Below are 19,946 nucleotides of genomic sequence, written 5' to 3' on the forward strand. Positions count from 1 at the left end.
ATGGGCCGCTACATCCTCCGGCGACTGGGCTTCTACCTCATCGCCGCGTGGGCCTCGCTCACGCTCAACTTCGTGATCCCGCGCCTGGCCCCCGGCGACCCGGCCGCGGCCATGTTCGCGCGCTTCGAGGGCAAGGTCGCGCCGGAGGCCATGGGCGCGCTCAGGGCCGCCTTCGGCTTCACGGACGCGCCGCTGTACGCCCAGTACTTCACGTACCTGAAGCACCTGGCGCAGGGCGACCTGGGCATGTCCTACGCGTACTTCCCCTCGCGCGTGTCGGAGGTGATTGGCACGGGCCTGATGTGGACGGTGGGGCTGGCCGGCGTGGCGGTCATCATCAGCTTCGTGGTGGGGTCCTTCCTGGGCGTGCTCGCCGCGTGGAACCGGGGCGGGTGGCTGGACTCGGGGCTGGCGCCCGCGCTCGCGTTCCTGGGGGCCTTTCCGTACTTCTGGCTGGCGATGCTGGCGCTGTACCTCTTCGGCTTCGTGCTGGGGTGGTTCCCGCTGCGCCACGCCTACGGGCACGACATGGAGCCGGGGCTGTCGTTCGCGTTCGCCGCGGACGTGGCCCGCCACGCGGTGCTGCCCGCGTCCTCCATCGTGGTGGCCACGCTGGGCGGGTGGATGCTGGGCATGCGCAACACGATGGTGGCCACGCTGGGCACGGACTCCATCCGGCTGGCGCACGCGCGCGGCCTGCCGCCCCGGCAGGTGATGCTCCGCTACGCGGCCCGCAACGCGCTGCTGCCCAACGTCACCAGCTTCGGCATGGCGGTGGGCTTCGTTCTGTCCGGTTCGCTGCTCACGGAGATCGTCTTCTCCTATCCGGGCACGGGCTACCTGCTCATCCTCGCCGTGCGCAACCAGGACTACCCGCTGATGCAGGGGCTGTTCCTGGTCATCACCCTGGCGGTGCTCGCGGCGAACTTCGCCGTGGACCTCCTCTGCCTCTGGCTGGACCCGAGGACCCGCGCCCATGCGTGACTTCCTGCGAAGGCTCGCCCGCCACCGGAAGGCGGCGCTGGGGGGCGGTCTGCTCCTGTTCTTCCTCCTGCTGGCGGTGGTGGGGCCCTTCCTCGTGATGGACCCCTCGGAGCTCGTCGGCCGGCCGCACCAGCCGCCCGACGCGGCGCACTGGTTCGGCACCACCGGGCAGGGCCAGGACGTGCTCGCGCAGACGGTGGTGGGCGCGCGCCAGACGCTGGCGGTGGGCTTCGCGGTGGGCGCGCTCGTGACGCTCATCGGCGCGCTGGTGGGCATCACCGCGGGCTACCTGGGCCGCCGCGTGGACGACGTGCTGTCGCTCACCACCAACGTGTTCCTGGTGATCCCCGGCATGCCGCTGGCCATCGTGCTGGGCGCGTACCTGCCGTCCGGCCCGCTGCGCATGGTGGCGGTGCTGACCGTGGCCGGCTGGGCCTGGAACGCGCGCGTGTTCCGCGCGGAGTCGATGGCGCTGCGCGGGCGCGACTTCGTGTCCGCGGCGGTGGTGGCGGGGGAGAGCCACTCGCGCATCGTGTCGCGGGAGCTGTTGCCCAACATGGCGGCGCTGGTGGGCTCGTCCTTCATCGGCAACACGCTCTACGCCGTGGGCGCGCAGGTGGGCCTGGAGTTCCTGGGCCTGGGCGACGTGAGCGCGGTGACGTGGGGCACCAACCTCTACTGGGCCAGCAACGACGCGGCGCTGCTCACGCGCTCCTGGTGGATCTTCGTCCCCACGGGCCTGTGCATCGCGCTCGTGGGCTTCGCGCTCACGCTGCTCAGCTCCGCCATCGACGAGCTGGCCAACCCCGCGCTGCGCGTCCACAAGCCGGCGGCGCTGCCCGCGAGCACCGCGCCGCGCGCGCACCTGGAGAAGCCGGTGCCGGGTGTGCTCCTGCGCGTGCAGGACGTGTGCATCGACTACGCGACGGAGACGGGCGCCTCCCGCGTGGTGGACTCGGTGTCCTTCGACGTGGCGCCCGGCGAGGTGTTCGGCCTCGCGGGGGAGTCCGGCAGCGGCAAGTCCACCATCGGCGCCGCGCTGCTGAGGCTGCTGCCCTCCTCCGCGCGCGTCACGCAGGGGCGCATCCTCTTCAACGGGATGGACGTCACCGCGCTGGAGGGCCCGGCCCTGCGCGCGTTCCGCTGGCGCCAGGTGTCCATGGTGTTCCAGAGCGCCATGAGCGCGCTCAACCCGGTGCTCACGCTGGGCGAGCAGTTCCACGACACGCTCGCGGCGCATGGCAGCGTGTCGCGCGCCGCGTCCTACGCCCGCGCGAGGGAGCTGCTGGGCATGGTGGGGCTGTCGCCGGACCTGGTGACGGCGTGGCCGCACCAGCTGTCCGGAGGCATGCGGCAGCGCGTGGGCATCGCGCTGGCGCTGGCCCTGGAGCCCCGGCTGATCATCATGGACGAGCCCACCACGGCGCTGGACGTCGTGGTCCAGAAGGAGCTGCTCCAGCGCATGGTGGAGCTCAAGCAGCGGCTGGGCTTCGCCATGCTCTTCATCACGCATGACCTGCCGCTGTTGCTCGCGCTGTCGGACCGCGTGGGCGTGCTCCAGGCCGGCAGGCTGGTGGAGGTGGACACGTCCGCGAACCTGCGCGCCGGGGCCCACCACCCGTACACGCAGCTCTTGCTGTCCTCGTTCCCGCACCTGTCCGCGAAGGACGTGGCCTCCGGGCCCCAGCCGGCGCCGAGGGCGCCGGAGCTGTCCGTGTCGCGGCCGTCCACGCGCGTCGCCGCCGTCCCCGGAGGTCACCGATGAGCGCGCCCCTCCTGGAGGCGGAAGGGCTCACGCGCAGCTACCTGGCGGGAGGCTTCTTCTCCCGCCAGCGCAAGCCCATCCTCAAGGGCGTGTCCTTCTCCCTCCAGCCGGGGGAGATCGTCGCGCTGGTGGGCGAGTCCGGCAGCGGCAAGAGCACGCTGGCGCGGCTCCTGGCCCGGCTGGACGTGCCGGACGCGGGGCGGCTGCGGCTCGCCGGGCGCGACGTGCTCGCGGACGGCAGCGCGCAGGCGTCGCTCGACTACCGCGGCCGCGTGCAGATGGTGTTCCAGGATCCGTTCGCGTCCCTCAACCCCGTGCACACGGTGGCGTACCACCTGGAGCGGCCGCTGGTGCGCCACGGCCGGGTGCCGAGGTCCGGCCTGCGCACGCGGGTGCTGTCGCTGCTGGAGTCCGTGGGGCTGACGCCCGCCGAGGCCTTCGCGAAGCGCTACCCGCACGAGCTGTCCGGCGGTCAGCGTCAGCGCGTGGCGGTGGCGCGCGCCCTGGCGGTGGAGCCGCAGGTCATCATCGCGGACGAGCCCACGTCCATGCTGGACGTGTCCACGCGCAAGGGCGTGCTCCAACTGCTTCGCGGCCTCACGCAGGAGCGCGGCATCGGCATCCTGTTCATCACCCACGACCTGGCGAGCGCGCGCCACCTGGCCGACCGCATCCTCGTGCTCTACGCGGGCACGGTGGTGGAGGCGGGCAGGGCGGACGAGGTGCTGCGCCAGCCGCGCCACCCGTACACGAAGCTGCTGCTCTCCGCGGTGCCGGACGGAGACGACTTCCTCCAGGCCGCGCTGCCGGTGCGCCCGACCACGCAGTCGCCGCCGCTCGTGGGCTGCCCCTTCGCCCCGCGCTGCCCGGTCTCCGAGCCGCGCTGCTCCTCGCTCAGCCCTCCCGACGTCCTCCCGGCCGCGAATCACCTCGTCCGCTGCCACCTTGAAGTTCCGAAAGGAGTTACCGCCGATGCGTCAGTTTCCTCCTGACTTCCTCTGGGGCGTGGCCACCTCCGCGTATCAGATTGAAGGGGCCACCCGCGCGGATGGCCGCGGCGAGTCCATCTGGGACCGCTTCGCCGCGACCCCGGGGAAGATTCAAGACAGGTCCGACGGCTCGGTGGCCTGTGAGCACTACCGCCGCTGGCCGGAGGACATCGAGCTGATGCGCTGGATGGGGCTCAAGTCCTACCGCTTCTCCATCGCGTGGCCGCGCATCCTCCCGGAGGGCCGGGGCCGGGTGAACACCCCGGGCGTGGACTTCTACTCGCGCCTGGTGGACTCGCTGCTGGGGGCCGGCATCGAGCCCTTCGTCACGCTCTACCACTGGGACCTGCCGCAGGTGCTGGAGGACCAGGGCGGCTGGCCCGCGCGCGCCACCGGTGACGCCTTCGTGGAGTACGCGGACGTCATCAGCAGGGCCCTGGGCGACCGCGTGAAGCGGTGGATCACCCACAACGAGCCCTGGTGCATCAGCTACCTGGGCTATGGCAACGGCGAGCACGCGCCGGGCCACAAGGACTGGTCCAAGATGCTGGCCGCCGCGCACACGCTGCTCGTGTCGCATGGCCAGGCGGTGAAGGTGCTGCGCGCCAACGTGAAGCACGCGGAGGTGGGCATCACCCTCAACCTCACGCCGGGCGAGCCCGCCTCGCCCAGCCCCGAGGACGCGGACGCCACGCGCGACTTCGACGGCGGCTTCAACCGCTGGTTCCTGGAGCCGCTCCACGGCCGGGGCTACCCGAAGGATGTGATTGAGGACCACGTGAAGGCGGGCCGCATCGCGTCCCCGCACCTGGACTTCATCCAGCCGGGCGACCTGGAGACCATCGCCACGCCCACCGACTTCCTGGGCGTGAACTTCTACTCGCGCGCCGTCCTGCGCAGCACCCGCATCCCGGAGGAGCAGAACGCGCCGCGCACCGTGTTCGTGCGGCCGGACAAGACGGACATGGACTGGGAGGTGTGCCCGGCCTCCCTCACGCGCCTGCTGGTGCGCCTGGAGCAGGAGTACAAGCCGGGCCCCATCTACATCACGGAGAACGGCTGCGCGTACGCCACCGCCCCCAGCGCCGACGGCCGCGTGCACGACGCGCAGCGCGTGGAGTACCTGCGCGGGCACCTGGAGGCGTGCTGTGACGCCATCGCGCAGGGCGTGAAGCTGGCCGGGTACTTCGCGTGGTCGCTGCTGGACAACTTCGAGTGGGCCTACGGGTACACCAAGCGCTTTGGCCTGGTGTGGGTGGACTACGCCACCCAGCAGCGCATCCCGAAGGACAGCGCCCACCTCTATCGCGACGTCGTGGCCCACAACGGCCTGGACGTGGAGCAGGCCGCTTGAGAAAGCTCTTCCTGACGACGTGTCTGGCGCTGTGCGGCGGCACCCAGGCTTTCGCCCAGGTGCCCGGCGCGGGCGCACCCCTCCAGTCTCCGCCCTCGGCGCCGCCGCCCTCGGCCGGCCCCGTGGACGCCGCCGCGCCCGTGCCCGGGCAGACGCAGCCTGAACCAGAGCCGGCGCCGGTGGCCCCCGCCACGCCCGCGGCGTCAGATGCCCCGGTGGTGCAGGCCGCCGCGCCCTCGGACGCGAGGCGCACGACGGTGACGCGGGTCATCCACGACGAGCGCGGCTTCAAGCTCCAGGTGGACGGGCGGGACTTCCCCATCCACGGCGTGAACTGGGGCTACACGCCCATCGGTGAGAACTACCGGTACTCGCTCTGGATGCAGCCGGAGGACTTCATCAAGCAGGTGCTGGCGAAGGAGATGGGGATGCTCCGCGACGCGGGCATCAACGCCATCCGCCAGTTCGACGACATCCCGCCCGCCTGGGTCGAGTACATCTACCGGAACTACGGCATCTACACGATGCTCAACCCGCTGATGGGACGCTATGGCCACCCGGTGAACGGGGTCATGGTCGTCAACATCGACTACTCGAACCCGGAGCACCGCAAGGCCATCCTCGGCGCGCTCGCCGACAAGGTGGAGCTCTACCGGGACGTGCCCGGCGTGCTCATGTGGCTGCTGGGCAACGAGAACAACTACGGCCTGCACTGGACGTCGTTCGAGATCGAAGCCCTGCCGGGCCACGAGGACGCGGCGCGCGCGGAGTCGCTCTACTCGCTCTATGGCGAGGCGGCCCGCACGGTGAAGAAGCGCGACACGAACCACCCCGTGTCCATCGCCAACGGCGACCTCCAGTACATCGACCTCATCGCCCGGCACTGCCAGGACCTGGACGCGCTGGGCACGAACGTCTACCGCGGGCCCACCGCGCGCGACCTGTTCGCGGAGGTGAAGGCCAAGCTGAACAAGCCGGTGTTCTTCTCCGAGTTCGGCGCGGACGCCTACGACGCGAAGGCAGGCCGCGAGGACCACGTGGCGCAGGCGGAGTACCTGCGCACGCAGTGGGAGCAGATCTACCTGGAGGGCTACGGCCAGGGCCTGTCCGGAAACGCGCTGGGCGGCTTCGTCTTCCAGTGGGTGGACGGCTGGTGGAAGCACGGCCAGGAGTCCAACCTGTCCATCCACGACACCACCGCGACCTGGCCCAACGGGGGCTACCAGTCCGACTTCGTCCCCGGCCAGAACAACATGAACGAGGAGTGGTTCGGCATCGCGGCGCTGGGCCCGCCGGACGCCAACGGCATCAGCGCCATCCAGCCGCGCACGGCCTACTACGTCCTCCAGGCCGTGTTCCGGTTGGACCCGTACGCGCCCACCACCAACCCGGACGTCATCCGCGACTACTTCGCCAACATCCGGCCGTCCGCGCTCACCAGCAGCTACACGTCGTCGGTGGCGCTGGCGCGCGCGGAGGAGCTCAGCGCGGTGCGGGTGTCCAACCTGCGGCTGCTCCTGGACAGCTCGCTGTCGCGCGGAAGCATCGCCACGGTGCGGCCCAACCAGAGCGCCGCGGACCACACCGAGTCCATCTTCTTCGACCTGGCGGTGGAGCCGGCCAGCGGCGTCTACGGCCGCGCGTCGTTCAACGTCGTGGGCAACGTGGCGCAGAACCGGCTCAACAACCTGTTCTACGAGAACCGCGGCACGCCCTCCACGCCCACCGCGAGCGAGCTCCCCGTGGGCCCTGGCGCGCCGGCGCGCGAGCAGTCCCCGCTGGATCGCTTCGCCCTGTACCAGGCCGAGTTCAAGTTCGACCGCTCGGACTTCGCGCTGGAGGGCTACTACCGCACCGGCCACTACCACTGGGGCGAGGAGGGTGACTTCTTCAACCTCTACCGCGAGGCGAACTACGGGCCGAACCTGGACATCTACCACGGCAACGCGCCCTTCGGCGTGGTGTTCAGCGGCAAGAAGGCCATGGACGGCCTGAAGGTCGCCGTCGGTCCGGAGCTGTACTGGGGCGCCAACCCCTCCGTGGTGGCGAAGTACCGCAACAACGTGGGCCCGGTGAACATCACGCTGGTGCACCAGGAGGACCTGGCGCAGGGCTCGTCGTCCTCCACGGCCTCCGTGGTGCGCGAGCGCATCGCGCGCAGGACGGCGCTCGGCTTCCAGTACGCCACCAGCAAGCTGGTGCTGGACGTGGGCGGCCTGCTCTCCGCGCCCCAGCGCATCGGCGAGACGTTCACCTATACGCGCAGCGCCCCGGACGGCGCCCCCAGCTACCTCAACAGCGGCTACGACGTGCTCCAGGACAAGGTGCAGTTCCTGGACACGCTGGGCGCCAAGGCCCGCCTCACCTACGACATGGGGGCGGTGCGCTGGCTGGTGCAGTCCTCCATCCGCGGCCTCGTCGCGGACAGCGGGCCGGAGCAGGGCAACATCATCACCGGCTGGAGCCTGCGCGAGAGCGGCCGCGGCAACCACTACGCGGGCCAGCTGGGCGCGGCGCTGCAGTTCGGCTCCATCCAGGTGTCACCCAACGTCCTCTACCAGAAGCCCCTCATCGGGCCGAACCCCACCATCCAGGACACCTACGATCCGGGCTCCGGCATGTACTACGCGGGCGTGAAGCCGCGCAGCGTGCTGGTGGACGCGTTCAGCGTGCTGGACAACCGCGAGACGCTGGGCGGCGAGCTGCTCATCACCTTCGACCCGACGCCGGGCACCTGGTTCTGGTCGTGGGACCGCGACATGCGCGAGGACGCGCCGTTCGCGGCGGGCCTGGACATCGTCTACCGGCACCAGCCCACGTCGCGCGACGCGGGCATCGCCATCCTCGCGGACGGCAGCACCATCGCCTTCGGCACCGCGCCGGTGGCCCGCGATGAGTGGGAGACGTCCCTGCGCCTGGTGGGCAACCCCTCCCAGCGCCTGCGCCTGTACGGCACGGCCTACGTGGGCAGCCAGCAGTCCTCCGGCGAGGACAGCCGGCAGATCCACCGCTTCGGCCTGGACGGCTCCGCGCTCTACGACACGCTGCTGCTGGCGGCCCAGGTGCGCTTCAACGACTGGGGCCCCTACGACTACCACCGCGTCTTCAACCTCACGTACCCGCTCCAGCTGGGCGGCGACCTGTCCTACGGGTTGAAGAAGCCGGTGCTGGGCGCGGTGTCCACGCGCTTCGGCCTGCGAGGGCTGGTGCGCATGCTGAACGAGTACTCGGAGGGCCTCAACGACCGGGGCATCACCGAGGGCCTGAAGGGTCGCGAGTACGAGGTGGGCGCGTATGCCATCCTTTCTCTCTGAGGGAACACGCATCATGAGGACGGGTCTCCTGCTGGCCGCCGTGGCCGCGCTGTCCGGCTGCTACGACGACCCGACCATCATCTACGGCAAGCAACTGGAGGGGATGACCTTCACGGTCACCGACCCGGCCATGGGCATCTACCCGAACACCTCCGTGCTGGATGATCCGAACAACCCCTTCGCGCAAGGCGGGGTGGGCACGGAGACGAAGTGGCAGATCCAGTCCGGCGGGGACCCGGTGGCGGGCTACTACGCGTGGGCCACGGTGCTCGCGAACGGGCCCTATGGCGAGGCGCAGTACTATGTGGCCGTCAACCTGGCCGCCATCTACCAGCGGGGCCGGGCGGATCAGGCCAGCCTGGCGCAGACGCGCGAGATGGCGGTGAAGGCCTACCAGTCCGTGCTCGACAACTTCCCGGACGCGGTGACCTACGACGCGTCCGGCACGGTGGCCTACGACCTGGTGACGCCCGCGTACAAGGGCGTCGTCGAGCTGGGCGGCACCGTGACGGGCGGCTGGGTGATGGTGAAGACCTCCAGTGGCGCGGACCGGGCGGTGAAGCCATGAAGAAGCCGGTGTGGGGACTGTTGCTGCTGCTCGCCGCCTGCCGCCCGGATCCGGGCCCGGCGGACTACACCGGCCAGGAGCTGCCGGGCAACCTGGACCCCGACGGCGGGACGGAGCCGGATCCGCAGCTGCTGCCCGGGCCGTTCCCCTACGAGGCCGGCGAGGCCCGCCTGATGGTGGGCATCTTCTACGAGACGGGCCGCTCGCAGGAGATCATCCTCGACAACGTCGACTCCAACTTCTACCTCTACGAGAACACCGTCTACGTGGAGTCCGACCCGGACCACATCGAGGGCAGGTCCGCGGATCGCATCGTGCAGAACGGCAAGCCGTGGATGGGCTTCGGGGTGCACTGGAAGCAGACGCACAACTTCGACGCGTGGAAGACGCTCCACGTCAGCATGAAGTCGTCCGATGCCGCCTTCGCCAACGTGAAGATCGGCATGTCCAGCGGCACCGGCACCAGCGAGAAGGGCAACCCGCTCGCCGCCAGCGGGTACGGCTGGGTGAACGATGGTGAGTGGCACCACCTGGCCATCCCCGTCGCGGACTTCGTCGCGGCGGGCCTGAAGCTCAACGACGTCTCGTCACCGTTCACCTTCGCGGCCGAGGGTGGAACGACCGGTCAGTCCCTCCTGCTCGACAACCTGTACTTCACCGCGAACTAGGCAGGAACGCAGTGCCAGGAAGGGCGGGCCGGCTGTCGCCGTCAGGCAGCCGGAGCGCCCCAGCCTTGTCCTGAGGGCGCCGTCACGCCCCCGCGTGCGGTGTCTCTCGATGCAGGGAGGCAGTCCCCCAGCAGGGAAGTCCCTTGCGTCCGCCGCGCGTCCTGGCGGTGCGTGCGAACGCAGGTGTCTCGGTGTTCCTACCCAAGGAGTCGTCCCCCAATGTCTGAGTCCTCCTCGCTGTTGTCAAGCAGGGGCGTAAGTCCCTGTCTCGCTGAGGCACCGCGCGTCTGGTTGTTGCAGGCCTTCGCGGCGGTGCTGCTGGTGGTGTCCCTGCTGGGCGCGTCCGACGCCCGCGCGCAGACGAACCTGGCGCTGAACAAGCCCACCTCTACCTCCTCCGCCGAGGGGCCGTTCCTGGGCCAGTACGCGGTGGACGGCGACGGTGGCACGCGCTGGGCCAGCGGCTTCAGCGCGAACGAATGGATCACCGTGGACCTGGGCCAGACGCGCACCATCGGGCGCGTGGTGCTCACCTGGGAGGCGGCATACGCCACCGTCTACAAGATCCAGGTCTCCAACAACAACGCGACCTTCACCGACGCGCTGACGGTGAACACCGGCGACGGCGCGGTGGATGACCTGACGCTGCCGTCCGGCACCTCGGGGCGGTACATCCGCATGCAGGGCGTCACCCGCGCGCTGCCCGCGTATGGCTATTCGCTGTGGGAGTTCGCCGTCTATGAGACGGGCGGCACGCCCCCCCCCACCAACACGGACCTGGCGCGCAACCGGCCGGCCACCGCGTCCAGCGTGGAGGCGGACGCCGCGGGGCTCCAGCCGGGCTTCGCGTTCGACGGCGACATCAACACGCGCTGGGCCTCCGCGCAGGGCGTGGATCCGCAGTGGATCCGCGTGGACCTGGGCTCGTCCCAGGTCGTGGGCAAGGTGGTGCTGGACTGGGAGGGCGCCTACGGCAAGACGTATACGATTGATGGCTCCAACGACGACGCCAACTGGACCACGCTCAACACGGTGACCAACGGCGCCATCGGCCGCCGGGAGATCCCCGTCTCCGGCACGTACCGCTACATCCGCATGCGCGGCACGGAGCGCGGCACGGGCTACGGCTATTCGCTGTGGTCCTTCGAGGTCTATCAGAGCGGGGGCACGACGCCGCCGCCCACGCAGACGACGAACCAGACCATCAAGCTGAACTTCCCGGAGCTGGCCTACGCGAAGATCAACGTGTCGCCCGCGCCGCTGTCGGTGACGCCGGTGCCGGAGGAGGGCAACACCACGCCGTCCGTGCGCAACCCGCCGGGGCCCTTCACCTACCAGCTCACGTTCCCGCCCAACACGACGGTGACGCTGTCGAAGAACCAGTTCTCCCCCACGCAGCCCAACACGGACATCCGCCTGGCGGTGGTGGACGTGAACGGCGTGCAGCAGCGCGCGCAGTCCGTCACGGCGCTGGCGGTGCAGGGCGCGGACTGGAACGTGGAGATCTTCTCCACGGGCACTGGCCCCACGGATCCGCGCGACCCCACCATCATCCCGGACCCCTACGTGGCGCCCGCGCCGCTGCCGGTGGCCGGGGCGTTCCGCCTGACCTCACCGGCGAACAACGCGATGGTCACCAACACCCGCCGTCCCACGCTGTCGTGGGCCGCGGTGACGGGGGCGACGAACTACAAGCTCTACGTCAACCTCACGCGCAACGACTACGACTGGATGGCGGCGGGCAGCCTGTTGGACCGGTACACGCAGGTGGCGTCGCAGACGGGCACGTCCTTCACCTTCACGGAGGACCTGCCGGACCGCTGGACCTACAAGTGGTACGTCGTGGCCACGCTGTCGGGCGGCAGCACGTCGCGCTCGGACGTCGGCAACTTCAGCGTGTACCTGCCGGTGGTGGAGACGCAGGCGGACGGCGTCAACCTCATCAACGGCATGCGCGACCTGAACAAGAACGGGACGATCGAGCCGTACGAGGACTGGCACAACCCCATCTCCGTGCGCGTGAACGACCTCCTGGGCCGCATGACCCTGCACGAGAAGGCGCTCCAGATGTTCTACGACGCCAAGACGTACCCGGAGGCGGGCTTCCAGATGGGGCCCCTGTCGCCCACGGACATCCCCCTGTTCCAGAAGGCGTCCGCGGCCACGCGCCTGGGCATCCCGCACATCGACGCGGGTGACACCATCCACGGCTACAAGACGAGCTGGCCCACGCAGCCGGCGCTGGCGGCCAGCCGCGACCTGGACACCATCTACGAGATGGGCGACATCCAGCGCCGCGAGCAGCTGGCCATCGGCAGCCGCGGGACGCTGTCGCCGCTGGCGGAGGTGAACACCAAGGTCCTCTATCCGCGCATCCAGGAGGGCAACGGCGAGGACGCGGACCTGGCGGCGGGCATCACCCGCGCGCTCATCGCGGGCCTCCAGGGCGGCCCCGAGGTGAACCCGAGCTCCATCTGGGTGACGACGAAGCACTGGCCGGGGCAGGGCGCCGGCGGCGAGGCGGGCATCACCTACGACGGCACCACCATCCACTACCACATGCGTCCGTGGCACGCGGCCATCGAGGCGGGCACCAGCGGCATCATGCCGGGCTACGCGGGCAGCTGGCTGCTGGGGCCGGAGGGCTACGGTGCGGGTGACAACCCGGGCATCCTCAACTACCTGCGCAACCAGCTGAAGTACACCGGCGTCATCTGCTCGGACTGGCTGCCGTCGGGCTCGTGGGTGCGCTCCGCGACGGCGGGTTCGGACGTGATGGGCGGCGCGACGCCGCAGGCCATGGCCAACTTCGAGAACGAGGTCCCGGTCGAGCGCATCAACGACTCCGTGCGCCGCATCCTGGACCTGAAGTTCCGCCTGGGCATCTTCGAGGACCCGTACAAGCAGGGCCCGGCCGGCACGTCCCAGTGGCACACCGCGGACAGCAAGGCGGCGGTGCGCCGCGCGGCCCAGGAGGCCATGACGCTGCTGAAGAACGACGGCGCGCTGCCCATCCGCCTGCCGGCGGGCGGCAAGCTGGTCATCGCGGGCCCTCGCGCGGACGACATGTCCTGCATGGTGACCTGGCGCTCGGACTTCCACGGCAACGAGTTCGGCGACCCGACCATCTACGCGGCGGTGAAGGCGCGCGCGGAGGCCGCGGGGCTCACGGTCTACAAGGACGATGCCCCCGCCGGCGTGACACCGGACGCGGCCATCGTGGTGGTGGGGGAGAGCTACTTCACCCACGGCACGGAATGGGACAAGGAGAAGCCTTACCTGCCGGGCGACCCGATTGGCCCGGCCCACGACGCGAAGTGGGGCGACCAGTACGGCGTCATCAACAGCTTCAAGTCGCGCGGCATCCCCACGACGGTGGTGGTCATCAGCCCCCGGCCCTACGTGCTGACGAACGTGGTGCCCCTGGCCAACGCGCTGATGCTGGCGTACCGCCCGGGCGACATGGGTGGATACGCGGTGGCGGACGTGCTGTTCGGCGACGTGCTGCCGCGCGGCAAGACGCCGTGGCAGCTGCCGCGCGCCATGAGCCAGATCGGCACGGACGTGGAGAACGACCAGTTGGAGAAGTGGGACCTGCCGTTCGACCTGGGCGCGACGGACGCGGAGCGCGCGGCCATCCGCCAGAAGATCGCTGCGGGCCTGCCGGTGCCGCCCACCTACGGCAACCCGCTGTACCAGTACGGCTCCGGCATCCAGGGCTTCGGCCTGACGGACGCCACGCCGCCCGTGGCGTTCAACCTGCTCACACCCGCGAACAACCTGGTGATCACCGGCACGCGTCCGGCGTTCACCTGGTCCGCGAGCAGCGATCCGCAGACGGGCATCCAGCGCTACGAGGTGTTCCTCGATGGTGGCGCGATGCCGGTGGCCATCACGAAGACGCCGACGGCGGCGCTGGACGGGCTGAAGCTGGCGAACGGGACGCACACCTGGTTCGTGAAGGCGTTCAACTGGGCGAACGGCGTGACGCAGTCCTCGACGTTCACCTTCACGCTGAACGACACGACGCCGCCGGCGGCGTTCGCGGCGCTGTCGCCATCGGCCGGCCAGTCGGTGCCGGGGACGTCCACGCGCTTCATCTGGGAGCAGACGACGGACGTGGGCGCGGGCGTGGCGGAGTACGTCCTCATCGTGGACGGCGCGGACCGCAGCCCGTCCATCCTGCGCAGCACGCCGGTGCCGACGGGGACGAACCTGGCGCTGGGGAAGAATGCCTACGCCACGTCCGTGGAGTTCGGCAGCGCGAACGACGCGGTGGACGGCAGCCTGGCGACGCGCTGGTCCAGCGTGGGCACGGCGACGACGGGTGACACGGAGTCCATCACCGTCGACCTGGGGGCCATCTACTCGCTCAAGCGCATCGTGCTGAACTGGGAGGCCGCGTACGGCCGCCGCTACGTCCTGGAGGCGTCGCTGGACAACGCCACCTGGACGGCGCTGAAGACGGTGGACACCGGCGACGGCGGCATCGACGACTGGACGGTGGCCGGCGTGGGCCGCTACGTGCGCATGCGCGGCGTGCAGCGCGCGACGGCGTATGGCTACTCGCTGTGGGAGTTCGAGGTGTACGGCGTGGGCACGGAGCAGACGACGCTGAACGGTCTGACCGCGGGCTCGCACACGTGGCGCGTGCGCGCGGTGGACGGCGCGAACAACACCACGCTGTCCTCCGGGCCCATCACCTTCACGAAGTAGGGGGATCCCTTGAGGTGAGGGGAGGGGCGGCCGGAGCAAGGGCCGCCCCTCTTCCGCTTGACGTCATTCCGCGAAGCAGCAGCTTGACGATCGCTCGAAGCCGATGCTCCAGGTTGTCCTTGGCGGTCTGTGCGACGAGCGTCGGATGGTGGAACGCGGCCGTCGCGCGGAACAGGAGGTCCGCCTTCTCAGCAGGTCCTTCACATGCGCGACAGCGAAAGGCTTTTCGAGCGCCGACGCGACATCGAACGCACGAAAGGGCGCCGGGTCATCGAGCGCCCTCAAGCGCTTCAGCCTGTAGAGGGTCACGAACCAGTCAACGATCCGTGTGGGCGCGAGGTCGCGGCCGTGGACTACGGGGCGGGCGTGGCGACGGCGGGCGTGCCTTCCGCGGGCGCGGCTTGCTCGGCGGCCCTGGCTTCGGCGGCCTTGCGAGCGGCTTCGGCCTCGGCGCGCTGGGTGACCTCGGCCTGGGCGGCGGTCTTCATGCTGGCGAGGCCCTTCTCGAAGTCCTTGCCCACCATCTTGTCCATGTCCATGAACAGGCACATCGCCTTGCTGATGAGGTTGTGATCGCCGGTCATGGTCCAGTTGACGGTGGTTCCATCGTCGGCGGGCTTGAACGTGAAGGTGGTGGTGCTGGTGGAAGCGAAGGGCTTGATGAACTCGAGCTTGACGCGGATGGACTCGTTGGCCGAGGCCTCCTGGATGGTCATCTGGCCCTCGCCCACGTCATCGTTGCCCGTCCACGCATAGGTGGCGCCGACGCCCGACTCCGCGCCGCCAAAGGTCCGCTTCAGGTTCGGGTCGACGTTGTCCCAGGGAGACCACCGGCTCCACTGGTGGAAGTCATTGACCAGGCCGAACGCGATGTCGGGCGAGCCCGGCACGGTGGCGGAGCGCGTGACGGTGAAGGTATCGGGGCGGGTGGCGACGAAGCCTGCGAACAGCACCAGCACGGCGACGACACCAATGGCAATCTTCTTGAACATGAAGTCCTCGGAACGGGAGCCCGGGGCAGGGCGCTCGCGTCTTAGGCCGCCTGTTCGGCCCGGCTCAAGCCCCCTGGGCGCTCGACCTTGACGCAGCGTGCGGAGCGGTCATCGCTGGTTCTTCCTCCGAAACCGCTTCAAGCCCCGAGCGTGAGCGGCTAAGCGTCCTCTCTGGACACGCACCATGATCACGCCTTCCCCGCAACTGGACGCTGCTACCGCGAGACACTTGTCCCTGCTGCGGACGCTGGGGGAGCCGGAGCTGTCACCGTATTCGCGGTGGCAGTGGCTGGCGTGGGATGCGTCGTCGCGCTACCTGCTGTCGGTCCAGAAGCAGGGCGGCGTCTCGCTGCGTTGGTGGGACCTGCATGCGGAGACGGCTCAGCCGCACGCCGCGAAGGCCATCCCGGGCTGCGTCGCCGCGTGGTTCCTGCCGGACTCCCAGCGGCTGTTGTCGGTGACGGTGCGGGGCACCCTTCAGACGTGGTCCGTCGCCGACGGCCGACTGCTGTCCACGGTGGAGACAGGCGGCTCCATCTCGCATGCATCCCTGTCCGCGGATGGGACGCGTCTGCTGCTCGTGGCGAGCGTGGGCCGCGTGCTGCTCTGGGACCTGGAGCGGCGCTGGCTCGTCTGGCGGAAGGAAGACCCCTGGCAGGTCCATGGCTGCGCCCTCTCCTCCGACGGCGCGTTCGCCGCCGTGGGAGCCGCGGAGGATCTACAGGACGCCGCCACCCGTGCGTCCGTCCGCCTCTGGGACGCACGGACCGGACGGCGCATCGCGACCCGGGCTTTCGATGCGAGGCGGACCTGGGCCGTGGCCTTCACCCCGTCCGGAGATCACCTGGTCGCCGCGACGTCCTCGGGGGAGCTGCTGTTCCTGGCCTTGCCCGCGCTGGACATCGCGCGAAGCCTCAAGGCCCCTGCGTCGTTCGCCCTGCATCTGGAGTTCAATCCAGCGGGATCCCTGCTGGCGGCCAGCCCTGACACGAGCGCGTTCGCCATCATCGATGTTCGCGACGGGCAGCATGTCTTTGGCTACTCGGACCTGGATGACCAGCAGGGCAGCACCGCGAACTTCTCTCCCGACGGACGCTTCGTGAGCTGGGGCCTGGATGACGGAAAGGTAGGCATCTGGGGTGTGAAACCTCGTCCCCAGGAATTGCGTCTGGGATGAGGACGGTCCCTGGGGGGCAATGATGCTAGCGTGTCTGTCATGCGCTCATCTCCTTGCCTGTTTGTCCTGGCATGCCTTTCAGCCATCGCTGCCCAGGCACAGACCCATATCCCATCGCCACCCTCGGGCGCTTATGGCGTCGAGGTCACGAGTTTCATCGAGAAGGAGGAGCTCCAGGAGGCGTCTGGACTGATCTGGGCACCGGATGGGTCCAACCGCCTCTTCGTGGTGCTCAAGGGAGGCAAGGTCCGCGTCATCCAGAACGGGCAACTCCTGCCCACACCGTTCATTGACGAGGCAGTGGCAACGAGTGGGGAGCAGGGACTCCAGAGCCTGGTCTTCGACCCGGACTACGCGACCAACCACTACGTCTATGTCTTCGCCAGCCAGCCAAACATCGACGTGGGGGGGATTACCCGATTCATCGCGCAGATCCTCCGGTTCACGGAGGTCGGCGGTGCCGGCGTCAATCGAACCGTCATCGTCGACAACATCCCTTCGGGCACGACCCACAACGGTGGAGGACTGGACTTCGGCCCGGATGGGCTTCTGTATTTTGGAGTAGGAGACAGAGACATCCACGCGGGTGGCAACGATGATCTGAGCGAGCTGTCTTCAAAGATCCTCCGCGTCCACAAGGACGGGACCGTTCCCACCGACAACCCGTTCTACGACGGAGAGGGCGCGAACAACGACCTCATCTGGGCTCGGGGCTTCCGCAATCCCTTCCGGATCCGCTTCGAGCCTGGAACCGGAAAGCTCTGGGTCAACGTCGCCGGAGAGGCCGCCGAGCAGATCTTCCGGGTAGGGATGGGCGACCATGCGGGGTGGTGGCAGTATGAGAACAATCAGCCCGACGGCTTCCTGGCACCCCTTGTCGCGTACACGCCAGGCTTCTGGGAGCAATACGACTTCAAGGCGACCGGCGCCGTGCGCAAGGACGGGGTCGCGACCTTCACCGTGGAGGGCGCCTATCCCGTCTCCTCTCTGCGCAAGGGCAAGAAGGTTCATCTCCGAGACGTGGCAGACCCCAGCTTCAACGGTGTCGGTTACATCACCGGCTTTCCGACGCCGCTGTCTTTCACCGTGGACCAGCCCGGTCCGGATGCCATGAGCGGCGGTGGTGGGCTGAAGACAGACGCCATGGGTGACGCCGTCGTTGGCGGCGTGTTCTACGAGGGCGCGCTCTTCCCTCAGGAGTATCAGGGGAACTATTTCTTCGCGGACTTCAAGGGAAACGTCTTCCGCGTCGTCCTCGCTCCCGACGGCACCGTGGCCAGGGTGTCCCTGGTGGTGAACTACACCGACCGTGCGATGTTCACTGACGTCGCAGTGGGCCCGGATGGCGCGCTGTATGTCCTCTCCTTCAACGGCGCGGTCTACCGGGTCACCCCCTTGCCCGTCGGGCAGGGGGTGCTTGTCTCCACGCAGGACCTGGTCATCCCGGAGGGCGGATCGAAGACGTTCACGGTCTCCCTGGCCATGCCGCCCTCCACGCCGACGTATGTGGCCATCGAGCGGCGAGACGAGGACTCGGACATCCGGGTGACCGACGGGCAATCCCTCCTCTTCGACGCGACCAACTGGAGCGTCCCGCAGTTCGTCACCCTCAGCGCGCTCCAGGACGCGGACGCGGACATCGACCACGCCACGTTCTTCATCACCCTGGACCAGGGCTTTCCGGAGGGCGTGCCCGGCGTGGAGATCCACGCGCGTACCGAGGAGGATGAAATCCAGGCGCTCCAGATTTCTCCCTCCACCCCGTTCGAACTGGACGAGGGGATGGGAGGCACCTTCACCGTCGCCCTTGCGTATGTGCCGACGTCTCCCGTGACGGTCTCCGTGGCACATACGTCGGGGAGCGAGGACGTGAGCGTCACCGCCGGCGCATCCCTGACCTTCATGCCCGAGGACGGCACCGCGGCGAAGACCGTCACGTTCGCGACCGCGCGGGACACCGACAGTGAGGACGACGTGGCCGTGCTGACGGTGTCCGCGCCGGGACTCGCCGCGCGGACGGTCACTGTCATCGCGAGAGACGTGGCCGGGGTGCCAGCAATCACCTCCGTGCCCGTGACACAGGCGACCGTGGGAGCGCCCTATGCGTACACCGTCGCGGCGACCGGGCGGCCCGTGCCATCGCTCGTGCTGGTGCAGGGGCCACAAGGCATGACGTTGGACCCTGCAAGTGGGCGTCTGTCCTGGACGCCAGCGACCGAGGCGACCGTGACCGTCTCCGTGCGCGCGAGCAATGGGCAGTCACCGGATGCAGTCCAGACGTTCCAGCTCCAGGTCCAACTGCCGGAAGCCACGGACGCTGGCACTGAAGCGGATGGGGGCAACGTCGCGGATGCGGGAGCCGGAGCAGACGCCGGCACCGTCGAAGACGCGGGGACCGGGATGGACGGAGGAACCGTCGCGGACGCGGGCTCCGCGCACGACGCCGGCACGGCGCCGGACCCCAGGGAGGATGAATCCGGTGGCTGCAGTGCTGGCGCCACCGCGCTTCCGAGCGTCCTGGGGTGGTGGCTCCTGGCGGGACTCATCTGGAAGCGCCAGAGGTTCCGAACCGGCAGGCCCTGAGCCAACAGCGTGGATGTTCGCCGCCCGGGGCCCCGCTGTTCCTGGGGGACGGCGACAGAAAGGCCCGTCCGCCGCGCGCCGCACCGGGGCGATGTTGGCGGCCCGCGAACGTCTCCGTGGCGGGGCTCCGCAACCCCACCGGAGGATGATTACCGTCCATTCATGGAGGTGGACGTGGCGAAGCCGCGCCAGGCGGTCCGGAAGCATTCACGCGCGCCGCACGAGCGGCGACACGACACGGCGTTGCTCATCATCGACGTCATCAACGACCTGGAGTTCCCAGGCGGGGAGAACGTCCTGCCCTGGGCGCTGCGCATGGTGGAGCGCCTGGGCCCCTTCGCTGAGCGGATGCGCAAGGCCGGTGTCCCGGTCATCTACGCCAACGACAACTTCGACCTCTGGCGCAGCAGCTTCACGGACGTCTACAAGCACTGCACCCGGAAGGACAGCCGTGGCCAGCGGGTCGCCCGCGCGCTCAAGCCCCGGCCGGACGACTACTTCATCCTCAAGCCCAAGCACTCGGCCTTCTTCGCCACGTCACTGGTGCCCCTGCTGGAGCACCTGGGCACGAAGAAGCTGCTGCTCGCGGGCATCGCCACCAACCTGTGCGTCTTCTTCAGCGCCCACGACGCGCACATGCACGAGTTCAAGATCACCGTGCTCAGCGACTGCTGCTGCGCGGAGAGCGACAAGGACCATGACCTGGCCCTGGATCAGCTCCAGCGCTTCCTGGGCGTGCGCGTCCGCCGGGCCGACGAGGTCCACCTGCCACCCCGCTCACGCCGCCGCGCCACGCCCAGGCCCCCGCCGGAATGGAAGTGATGGCGGTGGCCTGA

12 protein-coding genes are annotated in these 19,946 nt (G+C 69.3%); 11 read left to right on the forward strand and 1 reads right to left on the reverse strand.

Annotation, left to right across the window (positions count from 1 at the left end; all coding sequences use genetic code 11):
• The 8 genes from U8525_RS31520 (at window position 1) to U8525_RS31555 (ending at window position 14,358) form a co-directional block, all read left to right on the forward strand.
• Window positions 1–984, forward strand: coding sequence for an ABC transporter permease (locus tag U8525_RS31520; RefSeq protein ID WP_374270422.1), 984 nt, complete (start codon window positions 1–3; stop codon window positions 982–984).
• Window positions 977–2,749, forward strand: a complete 1,773-nt coding sequence (locus tag U8525_RS31525) for a dipeptide/oligopeptide/nickel ABC transporter permease/ATP-binding protein (protein WP_374270423.1) — start codon at window positions 977–979, stop codon at window positions 2,747–2,749. The genes U8525_RS31520 and U8525_RS31525 overlap by 8 nt, the downstream gene beginning before the upstream one ends.
• On the forward strand, window positions 2,746–3,741 hold the full coding sequence (locus tag U8525_RS31530; RefSeq protein ID WP_374270424.1) for an ABC transporter ATP-binding protein: 996 nt from the start codon (window positions 2,746–2,748) through the stop codon (window positions 3,739–3,741). The genes U8525_RS31525 and U8525_RS31530 overlap by 4 nt, the downstream gene beginning before the upstream one ends.
• A complete protein-coding gene (locus U8525_RS31535; protein WP_374270425.1) occupies window positions 3,722–5,092 on the forward strand; it encodes a GH1 family beta-glucosidase in 1,371 nt (456 codons plus the stop codon). Before U8525_RS31530 ends, U8525_RS31535 begins: the two co-directional genes overlap by 20 nt.
• Window positions 5,089–8,406, forward strand: coding sequence for a glycoside hydrolase family 2 TIM barrel-domain containing protein (locus U8525_RS31540; protein WP_374270426.1), 3,318 nt, complete (start codon window positions 5,089–5,091; stop codon window positions 8,404–8,406). The genes U8525_RS31535 and U8525_RS31540 overlap by 4 nt, the downstream gene beginning before the upstream one ends.
• A 13-nt stretch (window positions 8,407–8,419) precedes the next feature.
• Complete coding sequence (locus U8525_RS31545) at window positions 8,420–8,974, forward strand: hypothetical protein (protein ID WP_374270427.1); 555 nt, start codon at window positions 8,420–8,422, stop codon at window positions 8,972–8,974.
• Window positions 8,971–9,642, forward strand: coding sequence for a putative glycoside hydrolase (locus U8525_RS31550; protein ID WP_374270428.1), 672 nt, complete (start codon window positions 8,971–8,973; stop codon window positions 9,640–9,642). The genes U8525_RS31545 and U8525_RS31550 overlap by 4 nt, the downstream gene beginning before the upstream one ends.
• A 219-nt stretch (window positions 9,643–9,861) precedes the next feature.
• The gene (locus U8525_RS31555) at window positions 9,862–14,358 is read left to right on the forward strand and encodes a discoidin domain-containing protein (RefSeq protein WP_374270429.1); all 4,497 of its coding nucleotides are present in this window, start codon (window positions 9,862–9,864) and stop codon (window positions 14,356–14,358) included.
• 353 nt (window positions 14,359–14,711) lie between these two features.
• On the opposite strand, the gene U8525_RS31560 is transcribed toward U8525_RS31555, so the two are convergent.
• The gene (locus tag U8525_RS31560) at window positions 14,712–15,350 is read right to left on the reverse strand and encodes an SRPBCC family protein (RefSeq protein ID WP_374270430.1); all 639 of its coding nucleotides are present in this window, start codon (window positions 15,348–15,350) and stop codon (window positions 14,712–14,714) included.
• A gap of 184 nt (window positions 15,351–15,534) precedes the next feature.
• Here U8525_RS31560 and U8525_RS31565 point away from each other — a divergent pair, with 184 nt between their 5' ends.
• The 3 genes from U8525_RS31565 (at window position 15,535) to U8525_RS31575 (ending at window position 19,932) form a co-directional block, all read left to right on the forward strand.
• A complete protein-coding gene (locus U8525_RS31565; RefSeq protein ID WP_374270431.1) occupies window positions 15,535–16,527 on the forward strand; it encodes a WD40 repeat domain-containing protein in 993 nt (330 codons plus the stop codon).
• A 39-nt stretch (window positions 16,528–16,566) separates the two neighbouring features.
• Window positions 16,567–19,110: a PQQ-dependent sugar dehydrogenase gene (locus U8525_RS31570; protein WP_374270432.1), complete on the forward strand. Its 2,544-nt coding sequence runs from the start codon at window positions 16,567–16,569 to the stop codon at window positions 19,108–19,110.
• Window positions 19,111–19,272: 162 nt separating this feature from the next.
• A complete protein-coding gene (locus tag U8525_RS31575; protein ID WP_374270433.1) occupies window positions 19,273–19,932 on the forward strand; it encodes a cysteine hydrolase family protein in 660 nt (219 codons plus the stop codon).
• The last annotated feature ends 14 nt before the right edge of the window (window positions 19,933–19,946 follow it).

The sequence above is a fragment of the Corallococcus sp. RDP092CA genome, assembly GCF_041903675.1.
Taxonomy (GTDB): Bacteria; Myxococcota; Myxococcia; order Myxococcales; family Myxococcaceae; genus Corallococcus.